This window comes from Heyndrickxia sp. FW510-T9, assembly GCF_058781025.1.
The window spans coordinates 30,822-54,270 of record NZ_JBYSWK010000030.1 but is presented as its reverse complement, the minus strand read 5'-3'; the positions used below and the strand labels follow the sequence as shown (position 1 = coordinate 54,270).

Sequence of the window (23,449 nt, the reverse complement as noted above, 5' to 3'; positions counted from 1 at the left end):
CCGAACACGGAAGTTAAGCTTCTCAGCGCCGATGGTAGTTGGGGGCTCTCCCCCTGCAAGAGTAGGACGTTGCCAGGCAAACAGAAAAAGTCACAGAACTTACGTCTGTGGCTTTTTTATATGTTTAAATTAGGTCTAAAGTTCTAAAGTCACGATCCATGAGATTAAGCACTAAAATCACGAGATTAGCTGTTTTCACGAGAATACAGTAACAAATCACGAGTTTATGCCATAAATTCACTTGATTAAAACAAAAAAAGGGTTAGACATACACTTGAATTGCCCAGAAAACATACAATAGTAAATGAACTCATATTTCTTAAACAATATTTAGAATATTGTATATTGACACAATTGTTGGGAATAATATTGGCATGGAGGTGGAGAGGCATGAGCACTTCAGCAAAAGAAAGGACATTAGGGGAAACGTGTATCGTATGTGAGCAGAATAAAGAAAAAGGGATCCATCTGTATACATCATTTATATGTGAAGACTGTGAAAAAGATATGATACTAACTGATACAGATGATCCTAAATACAAGTATTATATTGAACGACTCAAAATGGTTACGTACAAACAAAATATTTCTTAACCAAGCTATAAAAACGGAGCTTGGTTTTTATTTTTTTAAAATTAACTCCATTCATCATTCTTTCGGAGGTTTCCCCTTTACGTATACGTATAGTACAATAAAATAAGCACAAAAAGGAAAGGTAATCAACGAAAGTGAATCAACAACAAATTCCCTTATATGAAGCACTAACGAATTTTAAAGAAAGATATCCAATATCATATCACGTACCGGGACACAAAAATGGACTTTTATATAGGAAAGTAAATCCTAAGTGGGAAAGGCTTCTCCAATATGATGTAACAGAGCTAAGTGGGTTGGATGATTTACATTCACCAGAAGGACCTATATATGATGCACAACAATTATTAAGTTCTTTGTATGGGACAAGAAAGAGCTATTTTCTTGTAAATGGAAGCACAGTAGGAAACATGGCAAGTATTTTAGCAACCTTTAAAAAGGGTGACTATGTACTTGTACAGAGAAATTGCCATAAGTCAGTATTAAATGCACTTTCCATGGCGCATGTAAATCCAATATTTCTTTCTCCAAAAGTGGATAATGATTTAGGTATCCCGGTCGAAATTGAAACAGCTATGGTAAGAGATGCTTTTAAAATCTATTCCAATCTTAAAGGATGTATTTTGACGTATCCTAATTATTATGGATTAACATATATTTTAAAAGACATTATTGAAATCGTACATCAAAATAATGGCATAGTAATTGTTGATGAGGCACATGGACCTCACTTTCTAATTGGCAGCCCATTTCCGGACTCAGGGGTAACATTGGGGGCAGATATCGTCATTCATTCTGCACATAAAATGCTCCCAGCTATGACGATGGGATCCTATTTACATATAAATAGTGAACATGTTTCTATTGAACGGATTGAATACTATCTAGGGATGCTACAATCTAGTAGTCCCTCTTATCCGATTATGGTTTCCTTAGATATTGCTCGCCATTATTTAGCGAACTTTACAAAAGACGATTTAGAATTTACTTTGTTTCATCGAAATCAATTTATTTCAGGATTATCATCTATTGATGGATTAATTGTAAAAACAAGGCGCGGACAGGATCCACTAAAAGTGATTGTTTCTTATGAAGGCTATTCAGGCTTTGAGCTGCAGAAAATATTTGAAGTACAAGCCATTTATACAGAATTAGCTGACCAATATCAGGTAGTTTTTATCCTTCCTTTACTGAAGCAAGGTATCTCATACCCATATGAGGAAACCTTAAAGAGAATAATGACATCTCTTGAGAAAAAAACTCCTTCTATACAAGTGAAAAAAATGTTGTATAAAAATAAAGAGGAACTCACATCATTATCCATGACTTATGAAGAAATGGAACATAAAGAAGTGGAGTATGTAGAAATGAAGGATGCTATTCATCGAGTTGCTGCAAAAATGATTACTCCATACCCACCTGGTATTCCATTACTTTTGCCAGGAGAAAAAATAAAAAAGGATCAGGTTGAAATTTTAGAGCAATTACTTGCATTGAATGCGAAATTTCAAGGTGATTTTGCTTCATTATATAAAGGGAAAATTTCTGTATTTAAAGATTAGAAATGCTATTTGTCAAATATCGGAGGACATCTTATGAAAGGTTTATTTATTACATTCGAAGGACCAGAAGGAGCCGGAAAAACGACCATTCTGCAAAAATTAGGCAAGGAATTGCAGAAAGAAGGTTTAGATATTGTCATGACTAGGGAACCAGGTGGTATTCGAATTGCAGAACAAATTCGTGAAGTTATTTTAAATAAAAATAATACGGAAATGGATTCTCGTACAGAAGCATTACTATATGCCGCATCCAGAAGACAACATTTAGTGGAAAGAGTTTTACCTGCCTTGGAAAAAGGATCAATCGTACTGTGTGATCGTTTTATTGACAGCTCCCTGGCGTATCAAGGCTTTGCGAGAGGCATAGGTATTGATGAAGTATTTTCGATTAACCAATTTGCGATTGAGGATATAATGCCAGATGCCACTGTATACTTTAATGTACCAGTGGAGATTGGACTAAAAAGAATTCAAGAAAATAAAGGTAGAGAAGTAAATAGACTGGACCTTGAAGAGCTTGATTTTCATAAAAAGGTTCATGCAGGGTTTACTTTACTTAAGGAAAAGTTTCCACAAAGGATTTATGAAATTGATGCAAGTAAAGAAGTTGATGAGGTATTTAAAGTGGTGAAGGAAACAGTGATGCAGATTATACAATGAAATCAATTTTTGTGGATAATGACCTTGGGGGAAATAATTTCTTCAAGGTTTTTTATGAATAAAGAGGATTATTACACTCCTAGCGCAAATACATATATAAGAATAAATGGTATAATAGAAAAAAGTTTTAAGGTTCAAAAATAGTAAACAAGACTTTAGGAGGGGTGTATTATGAAACTTATATTAGCGGTTGTACAAGATCAGGATAGTGCTCGATTAATGAATGCGATGGTCGATCATAATTTTAGGGTTACAAAACTTGCGAGTACGGGTGGTTTTTTAAAGTCTGGTAACACAACATTTATGATTGGTACTGAAGACATTAGAGTAGAGAAAGCCCTTCAAGTAATTAAGGATAATTGTAAATCACGTGAGCAGCTAATGGCACCTGTTTCACCGATGGGTGGAAATGCAGATTCATATATCCCATATCCAGTTGAAGTTGAAGTTGGGGGAGCAACTGTATTTGTTCTACCGGTAGAGCAATTCCATCATTTTTAATAAGTCTCTTTGCAAATGATTTGCCTGAAATAAATAGTTTAAGAATATTCACCTAATAACAATAATTATAATTATCTAGGAAAAAAGCCTTTAAAAAGGAGATTAAAGTGAAAATAAATCAAGATATAAGGGTTGGTCTTGAAAAATCCCGTCAGGATTCTAAACAAGTAACGACAGGGGGAACAAAATTTTCTACTATTGTTCAAAAGCAAGATGAAAAATTGCAAATGGACCAACTAGATAAGTTATTATCTGAAATTGAAAGTGCTGGGGAAAAGCTAGCAAAGTCTCGTAATTTTAAGGATTTAGCAAAATATAAAGCATTGGTAAAGCGTTTTGTTCGCGAAACAGTTGATTTTGGAATGAATTTAAAACAATCACATACTTGGAATCAATTTGGAGAAGGACGGAAGCTGAATATTATTGAAACAGTTGATAAGCAGCTTGTGGAACTTACAAATGATTATATAAAAAAAGAAAAACCAACCATTGATATTTTGGGGAAAATTGGCGAAATAAAAGGATTATTAATAAACTTATATACGTAAGAGAGTGATGCAGTTTGGCAATAACATGGGATGAACTAGAAAAGGTTCAACCTCTTGCGGCAAGGATATTAAAAAATAGTATTAAAAAAAATCGAATTGCCCATGCTTACTTATTAGAGGGTGAGCGTGGTACAGGTAAAAAAGATGTAAGCTTATTTATAGCAAAGTCATTTCTTTGCCTAGATTTACAAGATCAAATGATACCTTGTGAAACATGTATTAATTGCAAAAGAATTAATAATGGAAGTCATCCGGATGTCCATATGGTTGAACCAGATGGGCTATCGATTAAAAAGGATCAAATAAAAACCTTACAGCAAGAGTTTAGTAAGTCTGGAGTAGAGTCTCAGAAAAAAATATATACTATCGTCCATTCTGATAAAATGACTGTTAGTGCGGCTAATAGTTTGCTTAAGTTTTTGGAAGAGCCAAACGAAGGGACTACAGCAATTTTAATTACTGAGCAAATACAACAAATTCTACCGACAATACTATCCAGATGCCAGGTTATTACATTTAGAAAATATCCAACCGATATTTTAGTAAAAAAATTAATAGAAATAGGTGTTTCTTCATCAAACGCACTAATTTTAGCTAGCATTACCAATAATATTCATGATGCCACTCAACTAAATAATGATGAGTGGTTTGCACAAGCTAGAAAAATAGTGTTAAAATTATATGAGGCTCTAAAGAAAAGTGCTGCATCAGCGATGGTTGCACTTCAAGAGGTCTGGTATTCACATTTTAAAGAAAAAAGTCAAATAGACCTTGGACTGGATCTATTGCTTTTTGTATATAAAGATCTTATTTCAGTACGGTTAGATCAAGATAAACAACTTTTATATCCGGATCATAGAGATCAGTTTGAGATGGATGTATTACAAATGTCCACACGTTCTATAACAGATAATATGTCATCCATTTTAGAGGCGAAGCGCAAGCTAATTGCGAATATGAATCCTCAATTATTGATGGAACAGCTTGTTTTAAAATTGCAGGGGGGATCTACCTTTGTTTGATGTTGTCGGTGTAAGATTTAAAAAGGCCGGAAAAATTTATTATTTTGATCCTGGTGATCTCTTAATTCAAAAAAATGACTCTGTAATTGTTGAGACAGTTCGGGGAATAGAATTTGGAAAAGTGGTAACGGATCGTAAATCAGTCGATGAAAACGATGTAGTTTTGCCATTAAAGAGGGTCATTCGAATTGCTAATGAAAAGGATCAAATGATAGTCAGTGAAAATAAAGATGCAGCACAAGAAGCATATGAGGTTTGCTCAGAAAAGGTTATCGAGCATCAACTTGATATGAAACTAGTTGATGTGGAATATACCTTTGATCGAAATAAAGTAATCTTTTACTTTACTGCTGATGGACGCATTGATTTTCGGGAGCTTGTGAAAGATTTAGCAGCCATATTCCGAACGAGGATTGAATTAAGGCAAATCGGAGTAAGGGATGAAGCAAAGATGTTGGGCGGGATTGGCCCTTGTGGACGTATGCTTTGTTGTTCCACATTCCTTGGGGATTTTGAGCCTGTATCTATTAAAATGGCCAAGGATCAGAATCTATCGCTGAATCCTACAAAAATCTCTGGTCTTTGCGGACGATTGATGTGTTGTTTAAAATATGAGAATGATGAATACGAAGCGGCAAAAGAAAGTTTACCTGATATTGGTGAAACTATACAAACACCAAATGGAATAGGCAAAATTATTGGTTTAAATATTTTGGAAAGAGTATTGCAAGTCGAATTAACTGGGCAAGAACGGATATTGGAATTTACGATGGATGAACTCCTGAAGGAAGATGCCATATCAATCCAAGCCACGGAATAATGAGGTGGAGTTTATGGATAAAAACGAATTCTTCAATTCAGTCAGCAATATGGAGGTACAAATTGGTGATTTGTATCAACAACTTGGTGAATTAAAAAAGTATTTAGCCAAAATGATAGAAGAAAATAATGCATTAAAGTTAGAAAATGAACATTTACGAAAAAGGCTGGATAACAGAGGAAAATCCATAAACAACGAGAGCACTTCATTTTCAGGTAAGGATAGAAAAGATTACCCTGATAAGGCCGATAAAGAAGTAGATATTGGTGAAGGCTATGATAATCTTGCGAGATTATATCAAGAAGGATTTCACATTTGTAATGTTCATTTCGGAAGTCCGAGAAAAGATGAAGATTGTTTATTTTGTCTGTCGTTCTTAAATAAGAAGTGAAATGTATATAGAGGTTGTTCCGAGAGTAGCTGTCACCTTGCTTTTGGGACAACCTCCTTTTTAACGGAGGTTGACTAGCTTGCTAGTAGGCGATGAAAGACTAGATTATTTACTTGCAGAAAATTTAAGAATTATTCAAAGTCCATCTGTTTTTTCTTTTTCAGTAGATGCTGTACTATTAGCGAGATTTGCATATCTACCTATACAAAAAGGCAACATCATTGATTTGTGTACAGGTAATGGAATAATCCCTCTACTATTAAGTACACGAACAAAAGGAAAGATAACAGGGGTAGAAATCCAAGAGCGCCTTTACAATATGGCTGTACGAAGTGTAGAGTTTAATAAATTAATGAATCAAATAAATATGATTAAAGGTGATTTAAAGGATATGCCGAAGCAGTTGGGCTTGGGTAGTTTTGATGTAGTTACCTGTAATCCTCCATACTTTGATACTCCACCGAAAGGAATTATCAATGAAAATGAGCATTTAGCGATTGCTAGACATGAAATTCTTTGCACACTTGAAGATGTAGTAAAAACGAGCAGTTTATTACTGAAACAAGGTGGAAAAGCAGCATTTGTACATAGACCTGGAAGATTAGTGGATATTTTAACATTGATGCAAAAATATCGGCTAGAACCAAAACGCCTGCAATTTGTTCACCCCAAATTGGGAAAAGAAGCAAATACCATCCTTGTAGAAGGGATTAAAGATGGAAATCGAGATTTAAAAGTCCTGCCACCATTGGTTATATATAAGGAAAATAATCAATATACAAATGAGTTGGAAGAAATACTATATGGAAAAAAGAAATAGTCATTTTTGAAAGAGGCTGGTCGATCTTATGCAGCAACAAAAGAGCTTTTATAATGAAGAAAGCAAAGGAATTTTATATCTTGTACCTACTCCGATTGGAAACTTAGAAGATATGACCTTCAGGGCAATTAGAATGTTGAAAGAGGCTAGTATTATTGCAGCAGAAGATACAAGAAATACGAAAAGGCTGTGTAACTATTTCGAAATACAAACGCCTATAACAAGCTATCATGAACATAACAAAGAGACAAGCTCCAAACTATTAATATCACGTTTATTGGCGGGAGAAAAGGTTGCTCTTGTAAGTGATGCAGGTATGCCCTCTATTTCAGATCCTGGATATGAGTTAGTAGTAGCGGCGATTGAAGACGATATTAGTGTCGTTCCATTACCAGGGCCAAATGCAGCACTAACGGCATTGATTGCTTCAGGTTTAAAGCCGCAGCCTTTTTATTTTTATGGTTTCTTATCCAGAGGAAAAAAGGAAAGAATAGAGGAGCTGGAGATTTTAAGTAAACAAACTTCCACTTTTATTTTGTATGAAGCCCCTCATCGATTAAAAGAAACGTTGATGGCAATGAATAGCGTATTAGGGAATCGCAACATTACTCTATGCAGGGAATTAACAAAGAAGTTCGAGGAATTTATTCGCGGTACGATAGAGGAAGTATTAACTTGGTCTCAAACTAACGAAATACGTGGTGAATTTTGTATTATTGTTCAAGGAAATGAAAATCAAATGATAGACGAGGAACAAAATTGGTGGGAATCACTTTCAGTTGTTGATCATGTAAATTTTTATATTAACAAAGAAGGTATGAATTCAAAGGATGCCATCAAAAAAACCTCTAAAGACCGGGGAATTCCAAAGAGAGATGTTTATCAAGAGTATCATGTTGAGTAGTAAAACTATCATAAACGGTCGCTCGCAGTCCAAGTATGTAAATGTTAGCCGACCTACTCTTCTCTTGCTGTCATTCGGCATATTTAAGCTTATTGACTAACAATTTATTTTTCACAAGACTTTGTTAAGTAATAATATTGGCGCTTATACAGCCTTATGTGTACACATTCACTAAAGTTATTCGTACCGAATAAAAGTCGTTCACCTGTACACATAAGGCTGAAGATCAACAATAATCTTTATCATTAACAAAGCCTTTCACAAAGAAAAAGCATGACTGTATTTTTCATACAGTCATGCTTTTTTATCTCTGTCTATCTGCAGCGCATATCGGCTAGCCGATATGCAAGGCGCTTCCACTTTTCTTATTATTTCGCAGCTTGGAAAGCGTTTTGGATTTCTTGTAGTAATTGTTCCGCACCTTCACGGCTAAGAACTAATTTTCCACCTGCTAATTGAACGTTATTATCAGAAACTTCACCAGTAACATGGCAAGTCATGCTTGGTTTATATTTCTTTAAGATAATTTTTTCATCATCAACATAAATTTCTAAGGCATCTTTTTCTGCAATTCCAAGTGTACGACGAAGCTCAATAGGAATAACAACGCGACCTAATTCATCAACCTTACGTACAATACCAGTAGATTTCATTTTCATTTCTCCTCTCATTTTCTCCGATTATTTTGTCGACGATTTTCGACATATTTTTTATAACTGTATATATCATACCAAGCATTCCCATATCCGTCAATAATTATTTTGTATAAAATAGGAATTTATAAAACTCGTAAAAACATTGATATACAGGTAAATATTAAGATAGTATTAGTTAGTTTCGAAGTAATAAATGTATAAAAAGTATCAAAATCGTAAAAAAATGTAAGAGAAAGAAATAAATAATTTTCGACAAAATTTGTGAGGACTATCAAAATAGAAACAAGAAAAGTAGATAATCGGTTATCAAAAGTTGCAGGATGTTTCTTTTTTATGTATATTTTGATGATATAAGAGGTTAAGCTGTGACATAGAAGTAATATAAGAATTGCCCCAAGATGGCATTGAAAAGCTCTCGTCCTTTGGGTGAGGGCTTTTCATTATAGAAAGGTTTTTGTTTCATAATTATTTTTTAAAAGGTGGGAATTACAGTTGAACGAAAAGTCAAAAACATTTTATATTACAACACCTATTTACTATCCTAGTGGGAATTTACATATTGGACATGCCTATACAACGGTTGCAGGTGATGCAATGGCACGTTATAAGAGAATGCGTGGCTTTGATGTCATGTATTTAACTGGTACTGATGAACATGGCCAAAAAATACAACGGAAGGCAGAAGAAGAAAATGTTACACCTCAAGAATATGTAGATAATATTGTTAGTGGAATACGTGTACTTTGGGATAAATTGGATATTTCTTACGATGATTTTATTCGTACTACAGAAGATAGACATAAAAAAGTTGTGGAGAAAATTTTCAAAAGGCTTTTAGATCAAGGTGATATTTATTTAGATCAATATGAGGGCTGGTACTCTGTTCCGGATGAAACCTTCTATACAGAACATCAGCTTGTAGATCCAATTATAGAGAATGGAAAAGTAGTCGGCGGCAAAAGTCCTGATAGCGGTCATCCTGTAGAGTTAGTAAAGGAAGAATCCTATTTCTTTAAAATGGGAAAATATGTAGATCGACTTCTTCAATATTATGAAGAGAATCCTGACTTTATTCAGCCTGAATCAAGAAAAAATGAAATGATTAATAATTTTATTAAGCCTGGTCTTGAAGATTTAGCTGTATCTCGTACAACCTTTGATTGGGGAATTAAAGTACCAGGGGATCCAAAACATGTTATTTATGTTTGGATCGATGCGCTTTCTAACTATATTACAGCACTAGGATATGGAACAGACGATGAAACGAAATATTTAAGATATTGGCCAGCAGATGTTCATCTGGTAGGGAAAGAGATAGTTCGTTTCCATACAATTTATTGGCCAATTATGTTGATGGCCTTGGATTTACCACTTCCGAAGAAGGTATTTGCACATGGTTGGTTATTAATGAAAGATGGAAAAATGTCAAAATCAAAAGGGAATGTTGTAGATCCTGTTACTCTAATTGATCGTTATGGTTTAGATGAGCTCAGATACTATTTATTGCGAGAAGTACCATTTGGATCAGATGGTGTATTTACGCCAGAAGGATTTGTTGAGAGAATCAATTTTGATTTAGCTAATGATTTAGGGAACTTATTAAATCGCACAGTAGCAATGATTAATAAGTATTTTGATGGAATTATTCCAGCATACAAAGGTTCTAATGGAGAATTTGATCAACAACTTTTACAAGTAAATGAAACGACAGTGAAAAAGTATGAGGATGCAATGGAAAAAATGGAATTCTCCGTTGCCTTATCGGCTATTTGGGAACTGATTAGCCGTTCTAATAAATATATTGATGAAACAACACCTTGGTCCTTGGCTAAAGACGATTCAAAAAGAGAGGAACTCGCTAATGTAATGGTTCACTTAGCGGATTCATTACGTAGAATCGCTGTGTTATTGCAGCCATTTTTAACCAAAACCCCATTGAAAATATTTGAACAATTAATGGTACATGATAGTCATTTGAAGACTTGGGAAAGCCTCGAAACATTTGGAGGAATCCCGGAAGGAACAAAAGTAGTTGAAAAGGGTGAACCTATTTTTCCAAGATTAGAAATGGAAGAAGAAATAAGCTTCATCAAACAAAAAATGGCAGGCTCTGCACCAAAAGTAGAAGAGCAAACAAATAATATTGAAGTGGATGCAGATAAGAAAGAAGAAATATCGATTGATGACTTCATGAAAATAGAACTTCGTGTGGCTCAAGTTCTTCATGCTGAGCCCGTTAAAAAGGCTAATAAGTTATTGAAGCTGCAATTAGATTTAGGGTATGAAAAGAGACAGGTTGTATCAGGAATCGCTGAACATTACAAACCAGAGGACTTAATTGGCCGTAAATTAATTTGTGTAGCAAACTTAAAACCTGTAAAGCTTCGAGGAGAACTCTCAGAAGGAATGATTTTAGCTGGTAAAAAAGATGGTGTTCTTTCATTGGCTAGTGTGGATGAAAGTCTTCCAAATGGAGCACTTGTAAAGTAAATGTAATATTTTATTAGTTACTTTTTCCAATCACTAAAAGAAAAATAGCATAGAATGTTTCACGTGGAACATTTTTCGACGTGATTCTCTATGCTATTTTTATATTTGTTTTTCTTTTCAAATATTGAGTTGTGTGTAACTTTTATCATTTTTGAAAAATTACTATTTTTTTGTTGTCGAAATAAGTAAGGTATTATGGAGTAAACTATATACTGTGAATTTCCATTTTTGCAATATTTATGTCCTATTAATGTGTAAAGTAAATGTTAAGTGAATGCAAAGCTTGTGTAGGATTTATATATTATTATGTAGTTGGATAAGGAGAAACTAAAATGCTATTTGATACACATGTTCACCTAAATGATGAGCAATATGATCATGACTTAGAGAATGTAATACAAAATGCTTTAGATGCTGGCGTTGAAAAAATGGTTGTAGTGGGCTTTGACAGAAAAACGATTAAGAAGGCGATGTTCTTAATTGAAGAGTATGATTTTTTATACGCTAGTATTGGCTGGCATCCAGTTGACGCAATCGATATGACAGAAATGGATTTACAGTGGATTGAAGAACTATCTTCTCATCCAAAGGTAGTGGCACTTGGAGAAATGGGCTTAGATTATCACTGGGACAAATCACCTAAGGAAATTCAGAAGGAGGTATTTCGTAAGCAAATTCGTTTAGCTAAAAAGATAAACCTTCCAATCATAATACATAATCGTGAAGCTACTCAAGACATAGTAGACATTCTAAAAGAAGAAAAGGCAAGTGAAGTAGGCGGAATCATGCATTGTTTTAGCGGAAGTGTTGAAACCGCAAAAGATTGCATTGATATGAACTTCTTAATATCACTTGGAGGGCCAGTTACATTTAAAAATGCAAAAAAACCTAAGGAAGTTGCGGAAGAAATTCCATTAGAGCATCTATTAATTGAAACAGATTGTCCATATTTAGCCCCGCATCCATACAGAGGAAAAAGAAATGAACCTGCTTATGTAAAGCTTGTTGCGGAACAAATTGCAGAAATAAAAGGGTTAACTTTCGAAGAAGTTGTACAGCAAACTAATTTAAATGCTAAAAGATTATTCAGCATAAACTGATAACAATCTTTGTCGAATGATAAGGGAGCTTGTCTACTTTCTATAAAATTCTAAAAGGTTCTACATGTCTCTACTCTTTCATAGGATATTCATGTCGATAAGTCTCCCTTTCAAAAAGTAATATACTTTTGCATAATAGAAACTAATTTACATTAAAGCTCTTTTCTTAAACTTTGTTGTTATTGTAAAAAAATATTACTACCTACTTTATTCGTCTTATGTATGACTAGTCATTTTAAGAAAAGATGCCCCGAAATTAATTTAGGATTTAAAAAAATTCACGAAAAACAACAATCTATGAGAAAACAGCCAACTTGTAACATTGAAAGGCGAGAGCATCGGCGTAATAGTCTTTAGGATCTCATCAATGAGAAGGAGGCGAGATATTTTTCATGCTAGTAATTAACATGAAAAACCTGTTATCCAGGACTATGAGTAAGAAAAGGTGGATTATTTTTATTGCTAGTTTCCTAGTCTTTGTAGTAACCATTTGTTTCATCACTTTTGAAACCACGAAAAAAACGGTGGCGATGACCATTGACGGGAAACGAACAGTAATTAAAACACATGCGAATACCGTAGGAGAATTACTAGATGATTTAAATATTAACTTACAAAAACATGACTATTTATCTTTACCTGTTGACACTAAAGTAAAGGATCAATTATCCATCGAATGGGAACCCTCTAAAAAGGTAACCATAATGTTGGATGGGAAGAAAAAAGAGATATGGACCACTGACGAAACGATCCAGGAATTAATAGAGAATGAGAATATTGGTCTTCGCAAATATGATCAAGTAGCCCCAGATAAAAATACTAGAATCTATGATACCATGAAGATTGTAATAAAGAGGGCCATCCCATTAACTTTGAATAACGGCGGAAGAAAGAAAAAAATATGGTCTACTTCGACTACTGTCGGTGACTTTTTAAAACAGCAGGGCATTGTACTAAATGAATTGGATCGCACTAACCCCGAGACAAATCAAAAAGTGAAGCCAAATGATGTAATAAAAGTGATTCGAGTTAAAAAAGTCACCGATGTAGTGGAAAAACCCTTGGAATTTTCTGTTGTAACTCAAAAGGACGCAAACTTATCATTCGGAGTGGAAAAGGTTATACAGAATGGTCAAACAGGTCTTGTGCAAATAATGTATGAAGTAATAAAGGAAAATGGCAAAGAAGTAAGTAGAAACCAGATTAGGAAAAATATATTAAAGGATAGTAAACCGAAAGTGGTTGCGATTGGTTCTAAAAAAATGGCGAATCAAGGCTCGAATGGCAGCCTAGAGACATCCCGTGAGCTTTATGTTAACTCTACCGCATATACAACTAGTTGCAACGGCTGTTCTAGTCATACCGCAACGGGCATAAATCTTAATGCAAATCCAAATATTAAGCTGATAGCAGTGGACCCGCGAGTTATTCCGCTCGGTTCAAAAGTTTATGTTGAAGGATATGGTTATGCGATTGCTGGCGATACCGGTGGTTCCATAAGAGGTAATGTAATAGACGTTTACTTCGCAAGCAAATCAGATGCCTATCGTTGGGGAAAACGTTATGTAAAAATCCGGATTATGAAGTAAAGTTGACAGAGGGGATACCCTCTGTTTTTTCTTTTAATAAAACATGTTATATAATATGAAAAGTATATATACCATTAGACGGATTTAGTTCGAAAAATGTTTCATGATTTTGGAGGAAATATGAAAATTAAAGAAATTATTGTAGTGGAAGGCCGTGACGATACTACTGCCATCAAGCGGGCAATCGATGCCGATACGATTGAGACAAATGGTTCTGCCATTTCACAAGAGACAATAGAAAAAATCCGATTAGCTCAGGAAAAAAGAGGGGTCATAATTTTTACGGATCCGGACTTTCCAGGTGAAAAAATCAGAAAAATCATTTCCAGTAAAATTCCGGGCTGTAAACATGCTTTTCTAAAAAAACAAGATGCAAAGCCATCTTCTGGAAAGGGGATAGGAGTAGAGTATGCAAGTCCCGGAGCAATAAAAGAAGCCTTAGCGGAGGCTTATACTACAGAAACTGAAATTATGGAATGGATTACACAGGAAGATCTTCTTACTGCTGGTTTAATTGGTGGGGACAAGGCAAAAGTAAGACGAGAACGTTTAGGTGAACTTCTAAAAATTGGTTACACAAACGGCAAACAGCTTCACAAAAGGCTTATGATGTTTCAAATAACGAAAGAAGTATTTGCATCTGCCTTAACAAAAGTATTGCAGGAGGAAAAAGATGCATAAAGATATTGCAACTCCCATAAGAACGAAAGAAATACTCCATAAATATGGTTTTTCATTTAAGAAGAGCTTAGGACAAAATTTCCTTGTAGATTCGAATATATTGCGGAAAATTACTGAATTTGCGGCGTTAACAAATGAAACAGGTGTCATTGAAGTAGGACCTGGTATCGGCGCTTTAACGGAGCATTTAGCACGAACAAGTAAAAAGGTAGTTGCGTTTGAAATTGATCAGCGCCTTTTGCCGATATTGGAAGATACATTATCACCATACAGCAATGTAAGGATTATTCATCAAGATATTTTAAAAGCGAATGTAAATGAGGTAATTGAAAAGGAATTAAGCGGGATTCAAGATATTATGGTAGTGGCAAACCTGCCATATTACGTTACAACACCAATATTATTAAAACTGCTGACAGAACAATTACCGCTAAAAGGAATTGTAGTTATGTTGCAGAAAGAAGTAGCTGATCGTATTTCTGCGAGTCCTGGAACAAAAGAATATGGATCCCTATCTATCGCTATTCAGTATTATACTCAAGCAGAAACAGTAATGATTGTTCCTAAAACTGTTTTCACGCCACAACCAAATGTTGATTCTGCAGTAATACGTTTACTTAAACGAGACAAGCCTATTGTGGAAGTGGAAGATGAGGAATTTTTCTTTCAAATTACTCGTACTTCTTTCGCACAGCGGAGGAAAACAATCCTCAATAATTTAACAAGCGGGTTACCAAATGGAAAAGAGAACAAAGAGTTGATTATATCCTCTCTTATGAAGGTAAATATAGATCCTACGAGAAGGGGAGAAACATTATCTATTCAAGAATTTGCTGCCTTAAGTAATATTTTACTTAAAAACCTCCCGAATTTTGACAAATAACAAATTAACAAGTTTGGTCTATGTATGGCAAGGCGCAGTGCGCTTTGCTATTTTTCTATCTATTTGTCTAGCTGCAGGTGAAATTTGTACTTCAATTTCAATAGCACCTATCGGATTTCTAAGTCTTCTCCATACGATAAGCTGTTATCGGCTCCTGAAGAACCTCGCTGTGTTTCCTAAATCTTGCGTCGAAGAATACGAAGGTGAAATTTGAAATGCCATTTTCACTCGGTGAAATTACACTTCAAATTTCACTCATCCGTACGCCAGACCTGAGTCGCTTTCGCTTTTCTAATCACACCTTTTTCATCTCCGCATAGCTTATATAGAAGTATCTATGAGTAATCTGACCAATTGGAGTTGAAGATGGTGAATGTTCAGATAAATTCAATTGTAGGGCGTCTGTCCTATGAATGTGATCTTCTCTTTAAGGTGATAGACATAAAGGTGATAGATGGTAAGAAAACGGCTGTCCTTTATGGAGAAGATTTTCGTTTAATTGCAGATTCCCCCATGGAAGATTTAGTTTTAATTAATTCAGATGAACGTTCCAAAATATCCCGTGAATATCGAACGCTCGAGGCCCAGTCTTTTCAATTATTTCAGCAGGAAATTGAATTGTTAAGACAAAGGCAAGAATATCAAGCTACAAACAGCTATAGCCACGATCATAATTTCTTTCAAATACCCGGACGTGTTCTTCATATTGATGGTGACCCCTCCTACTTGCAAAAATGTATGGATTTATATGAAAGAATTGGGCTTACGGTCTACGGCGTGCACTGCAATGAAAAGGAGATGTCGAATCAAATTACTCATTTAATAGATCAATACCGTCCAGATATTTTAGTTATTACAGGTCATGATGCCTACTCAAAAGCTAAGGGGAAGAAATCGGATATAAATGCTTATCGTCATTCTAAGTACTTTGTAAAAACGGTAAGTGAGGCAAGAAGAAAGGTTCCACATTTAGATCAATTAGTAATTTTTGCAGGTGCTTGCCAATCCCATTTTGAATCGTTAATTTATGCGGGTGCAAATTTTGCAAGTTCTCCTTTAAGAGTCAATATTCATGCACTCGATCCTGTGTATATCGTGGCAAAAATTTGTTATACACCATTCATGGAACAGATTAATGTATGGGATGTATTACGTAATACTCTGACGGGAGAAAAGGGTATTGGCGGAGTGGAGACAAAGGGAGTATTACGGACGGGGATGCCGTATAAACCAGTGGAAGATTAGTAACAAAAGCCGCTAATGAGAACATTAGGGCTTTTGTTTTTTTATAGTTATTATCTTTACATAATAAATGGTGATTTGGAAATACTAGTAAATGTAAAAAAAAACAGTCATTTTGTTGATTGAAAAATGTTGACATATACTTTGTTTCATTGATAAAATAAATAATTTATGTTTGACCTTTTTTTGATACTGTGTTACACTAATACATAGTGAGGTGGAGCAAAATGCCAAAAACATTAACTGACATTAAAAAATCCCTTGACTCTAATTTGGGTAAACGCTTAATGTTAAAAGCTAATGGCGGTCGAAGAAAAACGATTGAACGTTCTGGTGTTTTGGCAGAAACTTATCCATCAGTTTTTGTCATCGAATTAGATCAAGAGGAAAATGCTTTTGAGCGTGTTTCCTATAGCTATGCAGATGTACTTACTGAAACAGTACAACTTACCTTCTTTGAAAAACATCAAGAAATATAAATAGCTAGCAGTAGACATCCTGTTTACTGCTTTTTATTTTGCTTTTTTAGTATAATTTAAAAAATAAAATGACAAATTACAACATTTTTTTATGTTTTAGAAATAACTTCATTCATTTTAATTATAGAAATGTTAAGACCAGTTCTTTTCTGAAATAATAAAATATATTGCAGTATATAACATCCAAAATAATTGCAGACCCCTGGTATATACTATTAATGCGGCATGTCGAAGGGAGAAATCGTAATGGGCAGAAGAAGAAGTATTATGTCTGATCAATTAAAAGAAGAATTAGCAAAAGAGTTGGGCTTTTATGATGTCGTAAGACAAGAAGGATGGGGCGGCATAAAGGCAAGGGATGCGGGGAATATGGTGAAGAGAGCCATTGAAATTGCGGAAAAACAACTAGCTAACCAGAATCAAATATAATAATCATAGCAAAAGCCTAAAAAGCGAAAATCTAGGAGCATGCCGTAGACCGAGTTTATCTCGGTCTTTTTTTTTGTACGATAGGCGAAAATATAAGTATTATTTAAATTATTTAATCTAGTCCTTGTCTAGCTTCAACGCCTATCGGCTAGCGGATTACCAAGGCTCTTCCGCTTTTCGTTTAATCGTGATAAAATACGGTATTTGTGGAGATTGTCATGTACATATCAATTTATGATAAAATAGGACAAATAATATTGTGCTTAAACTTAACTGAAATTTGTGTTTTAAGCTAAAGTAGGTGGAAAGATTGAAACTTTTAGTTAAAGCTCCGGCAAAAATAAATTTATCTCTGGATGTATTAAAAAAGCGAGATGATGGATACCATGAAGTCGAAATGGTGATGACTACCATTGATTTATCTGACAGAATTGAACTTTCAGAGAGGAAGGATAATGAGATTTCCATTATCTCACAAAGTCGTTTTGTGCCAGATGATCAACGAAATTTAGCATATCAAGCAGCAAAGCTATTGAAAGAGAAATTTCAAATTAAGCAAGGTGTTTCGATTGCTATTGATAAGATGATACCTGTAGCAGCCGGTCTTGCAGGTGGAAGCAGTGATGCCGCTGCAACATTAAGAGGTTTGAATCAGCTTTGGAAACTGGGGTTATCGATAGATGAGCTCGCTGAAATTGGTGCTGAAATTGGGTCGGATGTTTCTTTTTGTGTATATGGAGGAACAGCACTAGCAAAGGGACGTGGAGAAAAGATAATGGAACTTCCCGCACCGCCAAATTGTTGGGTTATTTTAGCCAAGCCATCTATTGGTGTATCGACAGCAGATGTTTATAATAACTTGAATCTATTAACTGTCCAACATCCGAATACAAATGCAATGATTCATGCCATCCAGCAGAAGAACTATGAAGGTGTTTGCAGAGAAACCGGGAATGTTCTTGAAAGTGTAACATTGAAGTTACATCCAGAGGTTCTTCAAATCAAAGAACAAATGGAACGTTTTGGAGCAGACACTGTGCTAATGAGCGGGAGTGGGCCGACCGTATTTGGACTTGTTCAATATGATTCAAGACTTCAAAGAATATATAATGGATTGCGTGGATTTTGTGACCAAGTATTCGCTGTTAGGCTTCTAGGTGAACGATTTCCTTATTAATATAAAAGCTTAACAGATATAGACAAACTCCGTATATTGATGCTATATTTGTTGTAAAATATTCGGATTTAACGGAGGCTTGTTATATGAAGTTTCGTCGTAGTGAGCGCCTTATTGATATGACGCACTATTTGTTAGAACGGCCGCAGGAGCTCGTTTCATTGACATTATTTTCAGAAAGATATGGATCTGCCAAATCTTCTATCAGTGAGGATTTAGCCATCATCAAAGAAACATTTGAAAAACAAGGAATTGGTACTCTTCAAACTGTACCAGGTGCTGCTGGCGGGGTAAAATATATTTCGAAAGTAAATAAAAAAGATGCAAAGAAATTTATTGCTGAGCTTTGTGATCTAATTGCTAGTACAGATCGCCTACTTCCTGGAGGATATCTTTATTTAACAGATTTGCTAGGGACTCCTCAAATTATGAATAAGGTTGGGAAGCTATTAGCATCCGCTTTTGCTAATATCGACATAGATGTTATTATGACGGTAGCAACAAAGGGAATTCCAATTGCTCATGCGATTTCAGAACACTTAAATGTACCGTTTGTTATTGTCAGAGGGGATAGTAAGGTAACAGAAGGATCCACTGTAAGTATTAACTATGTTTCTGGATCTACAAAACGAATTCAAACGATGGTTCTCTCCAAGAGAAGCTTAAATGAAGGTGCAAAAGTATTAATTGTGGACGACTTTATGAAAGCGGGAGGAACGATTACAGGGATGATGAATCTTTTGGAAGAGTTCAATGCCTCTGTAGCAGGAATTGCTGTTTTGGTTGAATCTGAAGATGCACAGGAAAGATTAGTCGATGACTATATTTCTTTAGTAAAGCTTATGGATGTAGATATGAAGGAGAAAAAAATTAAAGTTGTTGAGGGAAATTATTTTTCTTGAAAAGCTTTAAAATATCCTATTTGAGGAGGAAATAGAATGAATGTAATTGCTACAAATGATGCACCTGCAGCAATAGGTCCATATTCTCAGGGAATCGTAGTTAATAATTTGTTTTTTAGTTCAGGACAAATTCCGCTAACTACTGATGGTGTTATCGTATCAAGTGATATTACAGAACAAACACATCAAGTATTTCGTAATCTTAAAGCGGTTTTAAAAGAAGCGGGTGCCTCATTAGAAACGGTTGTAAAAGCTACGGTTTTTATAAAAAATATGGATGATTTTGCAGCTATTAATGAAATATATGGAGAATATTTTTCCGTACATAAACCTGCACGTTCCTGTGTAGAGGTTGCTAAATTACCGAAAGATGCTTTAATAGAGATTGAAGTAGTAGCACTAGTTAAATAATCACTATAAACAAACCTTAATGGGTTTGTTTTTTTTATCTTCTGACATTTTTCATAGATATATGCGTATAAAATAATAGTTTGTTGTCCATATTGTGCTAATATGTTGGTCAATAAACTATTATTTTATTTACAACTCATGAAATTTTTTAAAAAATTATACAATTAAAGAAGGAGTTTTATAAAATCTGTTGAATACATTAACTAGATTCTATCTAAGGAAAAAGGTGGTGAACACAGATGGAAGTAACAGACGTTAGATTGCGCCGGGTTAATACGGAGGGAAGAATGAGAGCGATTGCCTCTATTACCTTGGATAATGAATTTGTTGTCCACGATATCCGTGTCATTGATGGAAATAATGGTTTGTTTGTAGCAATGCCAAGCAAACGTACTCCTGATGGAGAATTTCGTGATATTGCACACCCGATTAATTCCAATACGCGCAGTAAAATTCAAGAAGCAGTATTAACGGAATACAATAGATTGGGTGAGTTAGAAGAAGTTGAATTCGAAGAAGCAGGTGCTTCCTAAATAAAAATAATACAACTAGAGCCTACTTCAAATAGTAAGGCTCTTTTTATTAGAAAAGCGGAGGTGCCTGTTCATCGACTACAAGCTATTGAAATTAAAGAGCAAATTTCACCTATAGGGCTTCGACTGAGATAAAGGAAACCGTGCTCAGTCGTTCATGACCGAGTGAAATTGGCACTTTTAATTTCACCTGTTGCCATTACTCGCAGGGAGGAGAGCGCAAGTTTGCTAGTTGATAGGCGCTGTAGCTGGACATAGATTCCCAGATACTTTGTTAATGTCAAATCCCTCAAATCCCTCAAATCCAGAGTCCAACCTCCAGATTCCATTTTCCTCATTTTATTACAATAATATGTACTTCACGAAGATTCCTTGAAATAGAACCATATTTGAGATATATTTTTTATGGATAAAAAGGTTTATTGGGGGACCATATATGACAAATAGATTTGCTGTTATTTTGGCGGCAGGACAAGGTACGCGAATGAAATCGAAGCTTTATAAAGTGCTTCACCCTGTTTGTGGAAAACCAATGGTGGAACATGTCGTTGACCAAGTATCGAAGCTTAATATTCATAAAATGGTCACAATTATTGGACATGGGGCAGATATGGTGAAAGCAAAGCTAGATGGAAAAACTCTTTTCGTCCTTCAAGAGGAGCAATTAGGTACTGCACATGCTGTTATGCAAGCTGAACAGGACTTATCTAGAGAGATTGGAACTACTCTTGTTGTTTGTGGAGATACACCTCTTATTAAAGCGGAGACTATCGAAGCATTACTTGAACATCATGAAGAGCAAAATGCTAAAGCCACAATTTTAACAGCATATACGGAAAAACCAACAGGTTATGGACGCATAATTAGAAATGCAGCAGGAAATGTAGAAAAAATTGTCGAGCATAAGGATGCATCTGAAGAGGAACGGAAAGTAAAGGAAATAAACACTGGTGTATTTTGCTTTGACAACCAAAAACTATTTGAGACATTGAAGCAAGTAAAAAATGACAATGTCCAAAATGAATATTATTTACCTGATGTAATTGAAATATTAAAATCACAAAATGAAGTCGTTTCCGCCTATCAAACAGATGATATGGATGAAACATTAGGGGTAAATGATCGTATTGCATTAGCAAATGCAGAAAAAATCATGAGAAGAAGAATAAACGAAACTCATATGCGAAATGGTGTTACAATTATTGACCCAGACAACACATATATTGAAACAGATGTAGTTATTGGTTCGGATACTATAATTCAGCCTGGTACATTCCTTTCCGGAAACACGGTAATTGGAGAAGATTGTGTAGTAGGGCCAAACTCAGAGATTTTAAATTGCGAGGTTGGAAATGGTACAGTAATTAAGCAATCTGTTGCTCATAAAAGTTCAATTGGTTCCAGTGTGAATATTGGTCCATTCGCCCATATACGCCCGGATTCACATATAGAAGAAGATGTAAAAATAGGTAACTTTGTCGAGATTAAAAAGGCAACGTTCGGTAAGGGAAGTAAAGCCTCACATTTAAGTTATATTGGAGATGCTGATGTAGGCTCTGATGTAAACATTGGCTGTGGCTCCATTACAGTGAATTATGATGGAAAAAACAAATTTTTGACAAAAATTGAAAATGGTGTGTTTGTTGGTTGTAATTCCAACTTGATAGCGCCTGTAACAATCGGGGAAAATGCTTATATAGCGGCAGGGTCCACCATAACAGATGATATTCCGGCAGAAAGCTTATCTATCGCACGTGCAAGACAGGTGAATAAGGAAAATTATGTTAGTAAACTAAAACACAATCAATAATTGGAGGTCCACATGTCTAACCAATATTTAGACCCAAATCTAAAAATCTTTACATTAAATTCGAATGTTCAATTAGCGGAAGAAATTGCAAATGTAGTAGGCGTAAGACTTGGTAAATGTTCCGTAACCCGTTTTAGTGATGGTGAGATTCAAATTAACATTGAAGAAAGTATTCGCGGTTGTGATGTATATGTTGTACAAGCAACTAGTTCACCTGTTAATGAAAGATTGATGGAACTTCTAATTATGATCGATGCTCTGAAACGCGCATCAGCTAAAACGATTAATATCGTAATGCCTTATTATGGTTATGCTCGCCAGGATCGTAAAGCCCGAGCTCGTGAACCGATTACCGCAAAACTAGTTGCAAACTTAATTGAAACAGCAGGTGCAACGAGAGTAATCACACTTGATTTACATGCGCCGCAAATTCAAGGTTTCTTTGATATTCCAATCGACCATTTGATGGGCGTTCCAATTCTGGCCGAATATTTCAAGAGTAAAAAATTTAATGATGAGATTGTCATTGTATCTCCAGATCATGGCGGTGTTACACGTGCCAGAAAACTGGCAGAGCGCCTAAAAGCTCCGATTGCAATTATTGATAAACGTCGCCCAAGGCCAAACGTAGCCGAAGTAATGAATATAGTTGGTAATATTGAAGGCAAGATTGCAATCTTGATTGATGATATTATTGATACGGCAGGCACTATTACACTTGCAGCCAATGCCTTAATTGAAAATGGTGCAAAGGAAGTGTATGCAAGTTGCACACATCCGGTTTTATCAGGACCTGCCATTGAAAGGATTGGCAATTCAAAAATTAAAGAATTAGTTGTTACAAATTCCATTACTTTACCAGAAGAAAAGAAGATTGACAAGGTTGTCGAATTATCGGTAGCACCTTTACTTGGAGAAGCAATTATTCGTGTTCATGAAAATCAATCTGTAAGTACATTGTTTGATTAAGGCTCTTTTCTTAATCTATGTTGATTTTATAATCGTAAATCTCATAAATTAATCATTTCGTTTTAGAATGGGTAATCCTTTTAAGAAAATATGCCCCGAAACTTCACCTTGTAAGAAGTTTAATCAAAGTACGCAAAGCAGTAATTTATGAAAACAGCCTTGATAAATATAGATTAGTTGTGGCCTGCATAATAATGCAGGCTTTTTCTATGTTTAAACTTAATTAATTTAGGGAATTTATATAGAGAGATTTCTTTACATAAAAAGGAGGTATCG

25 protein-coding genes and 1 rRNA gene are annotated in these 23,449 nt (G+C 35.0%); 25 read left to right on the top strand and 1 reads right to left on the bottom strand.

Annotation, left to right across the window (positions count from 1 at the left end):
- From rrf to rsmI, 11 genes are all read left to right on the top strand, one after another.
- A 5S ribosomal RNA gene (rrf, locus tag AC3WJF_RS15230) occupies nt 1-78 on the top strand; the annotation flags it as partial.
- Between the two features lie 312 nt (nt 79-390).
- Entirely contained in the window at nt 391-594 is a 204-nt protein-coding gene (locus AC3WJF_RS15225) for a sigma factor G inhibitor Gin (RefSeq protein ID WP_492453631.1), read from the top strand.
- A 134-nt stretch (nt 595-728) separates the two neighbouring features.
- Entirely contained in the window at nt 729-2,156 is a 1,428-nt protein-coding gene (locus tag AC3WJF_RS15220) for an aminotransferase class I/II-fold pyridoxal phosphate-dependent enzyme (RefSeq protein ID WP_492453629.1), read from the top strand.
- A 33-nt stretch (nt 2,157-2,189) separates the two neighbouring features.
- Entirely contained in the window at nt 2,190-2,816 is a 627-nt protein-coding gene (gene tmk / locus AC3WJF_RS15215; RefSeq protein WP_492453627.1) for a dTMP kinase, read from the top strand.
- Nucleotides 2,817-2,987: 171 nt separating this feature from the next.
- On the top strand, nt 2,988-3,317 hold the full coding sequence (gene darA, locus AC3WJF_RS15210) for a cyclic di-AMP receptor DarA (RefSeq protein ID WP_055741661.1): 330 nt from the start codon (nt 2,988-2,990) through the stop codon (nt 3,315-3,317).
- Between the two features lie 107 nt (nt 3,318-3,424).
- Nucleotides 3,425-3,865, top strand: a complete 441-nt coding sequence (locus AC3WJF_RS15205; protein ID WP_492453624.1) for a YaaR family protein — start codon at nt 3,425-3,427, stop codon at nt 3,863-3,865.
- A 20-nt stretch (nt 3,866-3,885) separates the two neighbouring features.
- Nucleotides 3,886-4,887, top strand: coding sequence for a DNA polymerase III subunit delta' (gene holB, locus AC3WJF_RS15200; protein ID WP_492453638.1), 1,002 nt, complete (start codon nt 3,886-3,888; stop codon nt 4,885-4,887).
- Complete coding sequence (locus AC3WJF_RS15195) at nt 4,880-5,707, top strand: PSP1 domain-containing protein (protein ID WP_492453622.1); 828 nt, start codon at nt 4,880-4,882, stop codon at nt 5,705-5,707. The genes holB and AC3WJF_RS15195 overlap by 8 nt, the downstream gene beginning before the upstream one ends.
- A gap of 13 nt (nt 5,708-5,720) precedes the next feature.
- Entirely contained in the window at nt 5,721-6,098 is a 378-nt protein-coding gene (yabA, locus tag AC3WJF_RS15190) for a DNA replication initiation control protein YabA (protein WP_492453620.1), read from the top strand.
- A 79-nt stretch (nt 6,099-6,177) separates the two neighbouring features.
- A complete protein-coding gene (locus AC3WJF_RS15185; protein ID WP_492453618.1) occupies nt 6,178-6,918 on the top strand; it encodes a tRNA1(Val) (adenine(37)-N6)-methyltransferase in 741 nt (246 codons plus the stop codon).
- 28 nt (nt 6,919-6,946) lie between these two features.
- Nucleotides 6,947-7,822 (top strand): 16S rRNA (cytidine(1402)-2'-O)-methyltransferase, encoded by an 876-nt coding sequence (gene rsmI / locus AC3WJF_RS15180; RefSeq protein WP_492453616.1) that lies wholly within the window; start codon nt 6,947-6,949, stop codon nt 7,820-7,822.
- Nucleotides 7,823-8,190: 368 nt separating this feature from the next.
- Here the strand turns inward: rsmI and abrB are convergent, their stop codons facing one another.
- Nucleotides 8,191-8,481, bottom strand: coding sequence for a transition state genes transcriptional regulator AbrB (gene abrB / locus AC3WJF_RS15175; RefSeq protein ID WP_492453636.1), 291 nt, complete (start codon nt 8,479-8,481; stop codon nt 8,191-8,193).
- Between the two features lie 489 nt (nt 8,482-8,970).
- Between abrB and metG the strand changes: the two genes are divergently transcribed.
- The 14 genes from metG to AC3WJF_RS15105 all read left to right on the top strand — a co-directional run bounded on the left by metG (nt 8,971) and on the right by AC3WJF_RS15105 (nt 23,173).
- Nucleotides 8,971-10,968 (top strand): methionine--tRNA ligase, encoded by a 1,998-nt coding sequence (metG, locus tag AC3WJF_RS15170; protein ID WP_492453613.1) that lies wholly within the window; start codon nt 8,971-8,973, stop codon nt 10,966-10,968.
- Between the two features lie 332 nt (nt 10,969-11,300).
- Nucleotides 11,301-12,068, top strand: coding sequence for a TatD family hydrolase (locus AC3WJF_RS15165; RefSeq protein WP_492453611.1), 768 nt, complete (start codon nt 11,301-11,303; stop codon nt 12,066-12,068).
- 392 nt (nt 12,069-12,460) lie between these two features.
- A complete protein-coding gene (locus AC3WJF_RS15160) occupies nt 12,461-13,657 on the top strand; it encodes a resuscitation-promoting factor (protein WP_492453609.1) in 1,197 nt (398 codons plus the stop codon).
- A gap of 120 nt (nt 13,658-13,777) precedes the next feature.
- Nucleotides 13,778-14,338, top strand: coding sequence for a ribonuclease M5 (rnmV, locus tag AC3WJF_RS15155; RefSeq protein ID WP_492453607.1), 561 nt, complete (start codon nt 13,778-13,780; stop codon nt 14,336-14,338).
- The gene (gene rsmA / locus AC3WJF_RS15150) at nt 14,331-15,221 is read left to right on the top strand and encodes a 16S rRNA (adenine(1518)-N(6)/adenine(1519)-N(6))-dimethyltransferase RsmA (protein ID WP_492453605.1); all 891 of its coding nucleotides are present in this window, start codon (nt 14,331-14,333) and stop codon (nt 15,219-15,221) included. Before rnmV ends, rsmA begins: the two co-directional genes overlap by 8 nt.
- 369 nt (nt 15,222-15,590) lie before the next feature.
- Complete coding sequence (gene yabG, locus AC3WJF_RS15145; RefSeq protein WP_492453634.1) at nt 15,591-16,466, top strand: sporulation peptidase YabG; 876 nt, start codon at nt 15,591-15,593, stop codon at nt 16,464-16,466.
- A gap of 224 nt (nt 16,467-16,690) precedes the next feature.
- Entirely contained in the window at nt 16,691-16,942 is a 252-nt protein-coding gene (veg, locus tag AC3WJF_RS15140; RefSeq protein WP_055741673.1) for a biofilm formation stimulator Veg, read from the top strand.
- Nucleotides 16,943-17,188: 246 nt separating this feature from the next.
- Nucleotides 17,189-17,371 (top strand): small, acid-soluble spore protein, alpha/beta type, encoded by a 183-nt coding sequence (locus AC3WJF_RS15135; protein WP_492453603.1) that lies wholly within the window; start codon nt 17,189-17,191, stop codon nt 17,369-17,371.
- A gap of 310 nt (nt 17,372-17,681) precedes the next feature.
- The gene (gene ispE, locus AC3WJF_RS15130) at nt 17,682-18,548 is read left to right on the top strand and encodes a 4-(cytidine 5'-diphospho)-2-C-methyl-D-erythritol kinase (RefSeq protein ID WP_492453601.1); all 867 of its coding nucleotides are present in this window, start codon (nt 17,682-17,684) and stop codon (nt 18,546-18,548) included.
- Between the two features lie 86 nt (nt 18,549-18,634).
- Entirely contained in the window at nt 18,635-19,450 is an 816-nt protein-coding gene (gene purR, locus AC3WJF_RS15125; RefSeq protein WP_492453599.1) for a pur operon repressor, read from the top strand.
- Nucleotides 19,451-19,486: 36 nt separating this feature from the next.
- The gene (locus tag AC3WJF_RS15120) at nt 19,487-19,861 is read left to right on the top strand and encodes a RidA family protein (RefSeq protein ID WP_492453597.1); all 375 of its coding nucleotides are present in this window, start codon (nt 19,487-19,489) and stop codon (nt 19,859-19,861) included.
- Nucleotides 19,862-20,100: 239 nt separating this feature from the next.
- Nucleotides 20,101-20,394 (top strand): septation regulator SpoVG, encoded by a 294-nt coding sequence (gene spoVG, locus AC3WJF_RS15115; protein ID WP_055741679.1) that lies wholly within the window; start codon nt 20,101-20,103, stop codon nt 20,392-20,394.
- 436 nt (nt 20,395-20,830) lie between these two features.
- Nucleotides 20,831-22,204, top strand: a complete 1,374-nt coding sequence (gene glmU / locus AC3WJF_RS15110) for a bifunctional UDP-N-acetylglucosamine diphosphorylase/glucosamine-1-phosphate N-acetyltransferase GlmU (RefSeq protein ID WP_492453595.1) — start codon at nt 20,831-20,833, stop codon at nt 22,202-22,204.
- Nucleotides 22,205-22,216: 12 nt separating this feature from the next.
- Nucleotides 22,217-23,173 carry a ribose-phosphate diphosphokinase gene (locus AC3WJF_RS15105; RefSeq protein ID WP_492453593.1) on the top strand — a complete coding sequence of 319 codons (957 nt, stop codon included), beginning with the start codon at nt 22,217-22,219 and terminating at the stop codon, nt 23,171-23,173.
- The last annotated feature ends 276 nt before the right edge of the window (nt 23,174-23,449 follow it).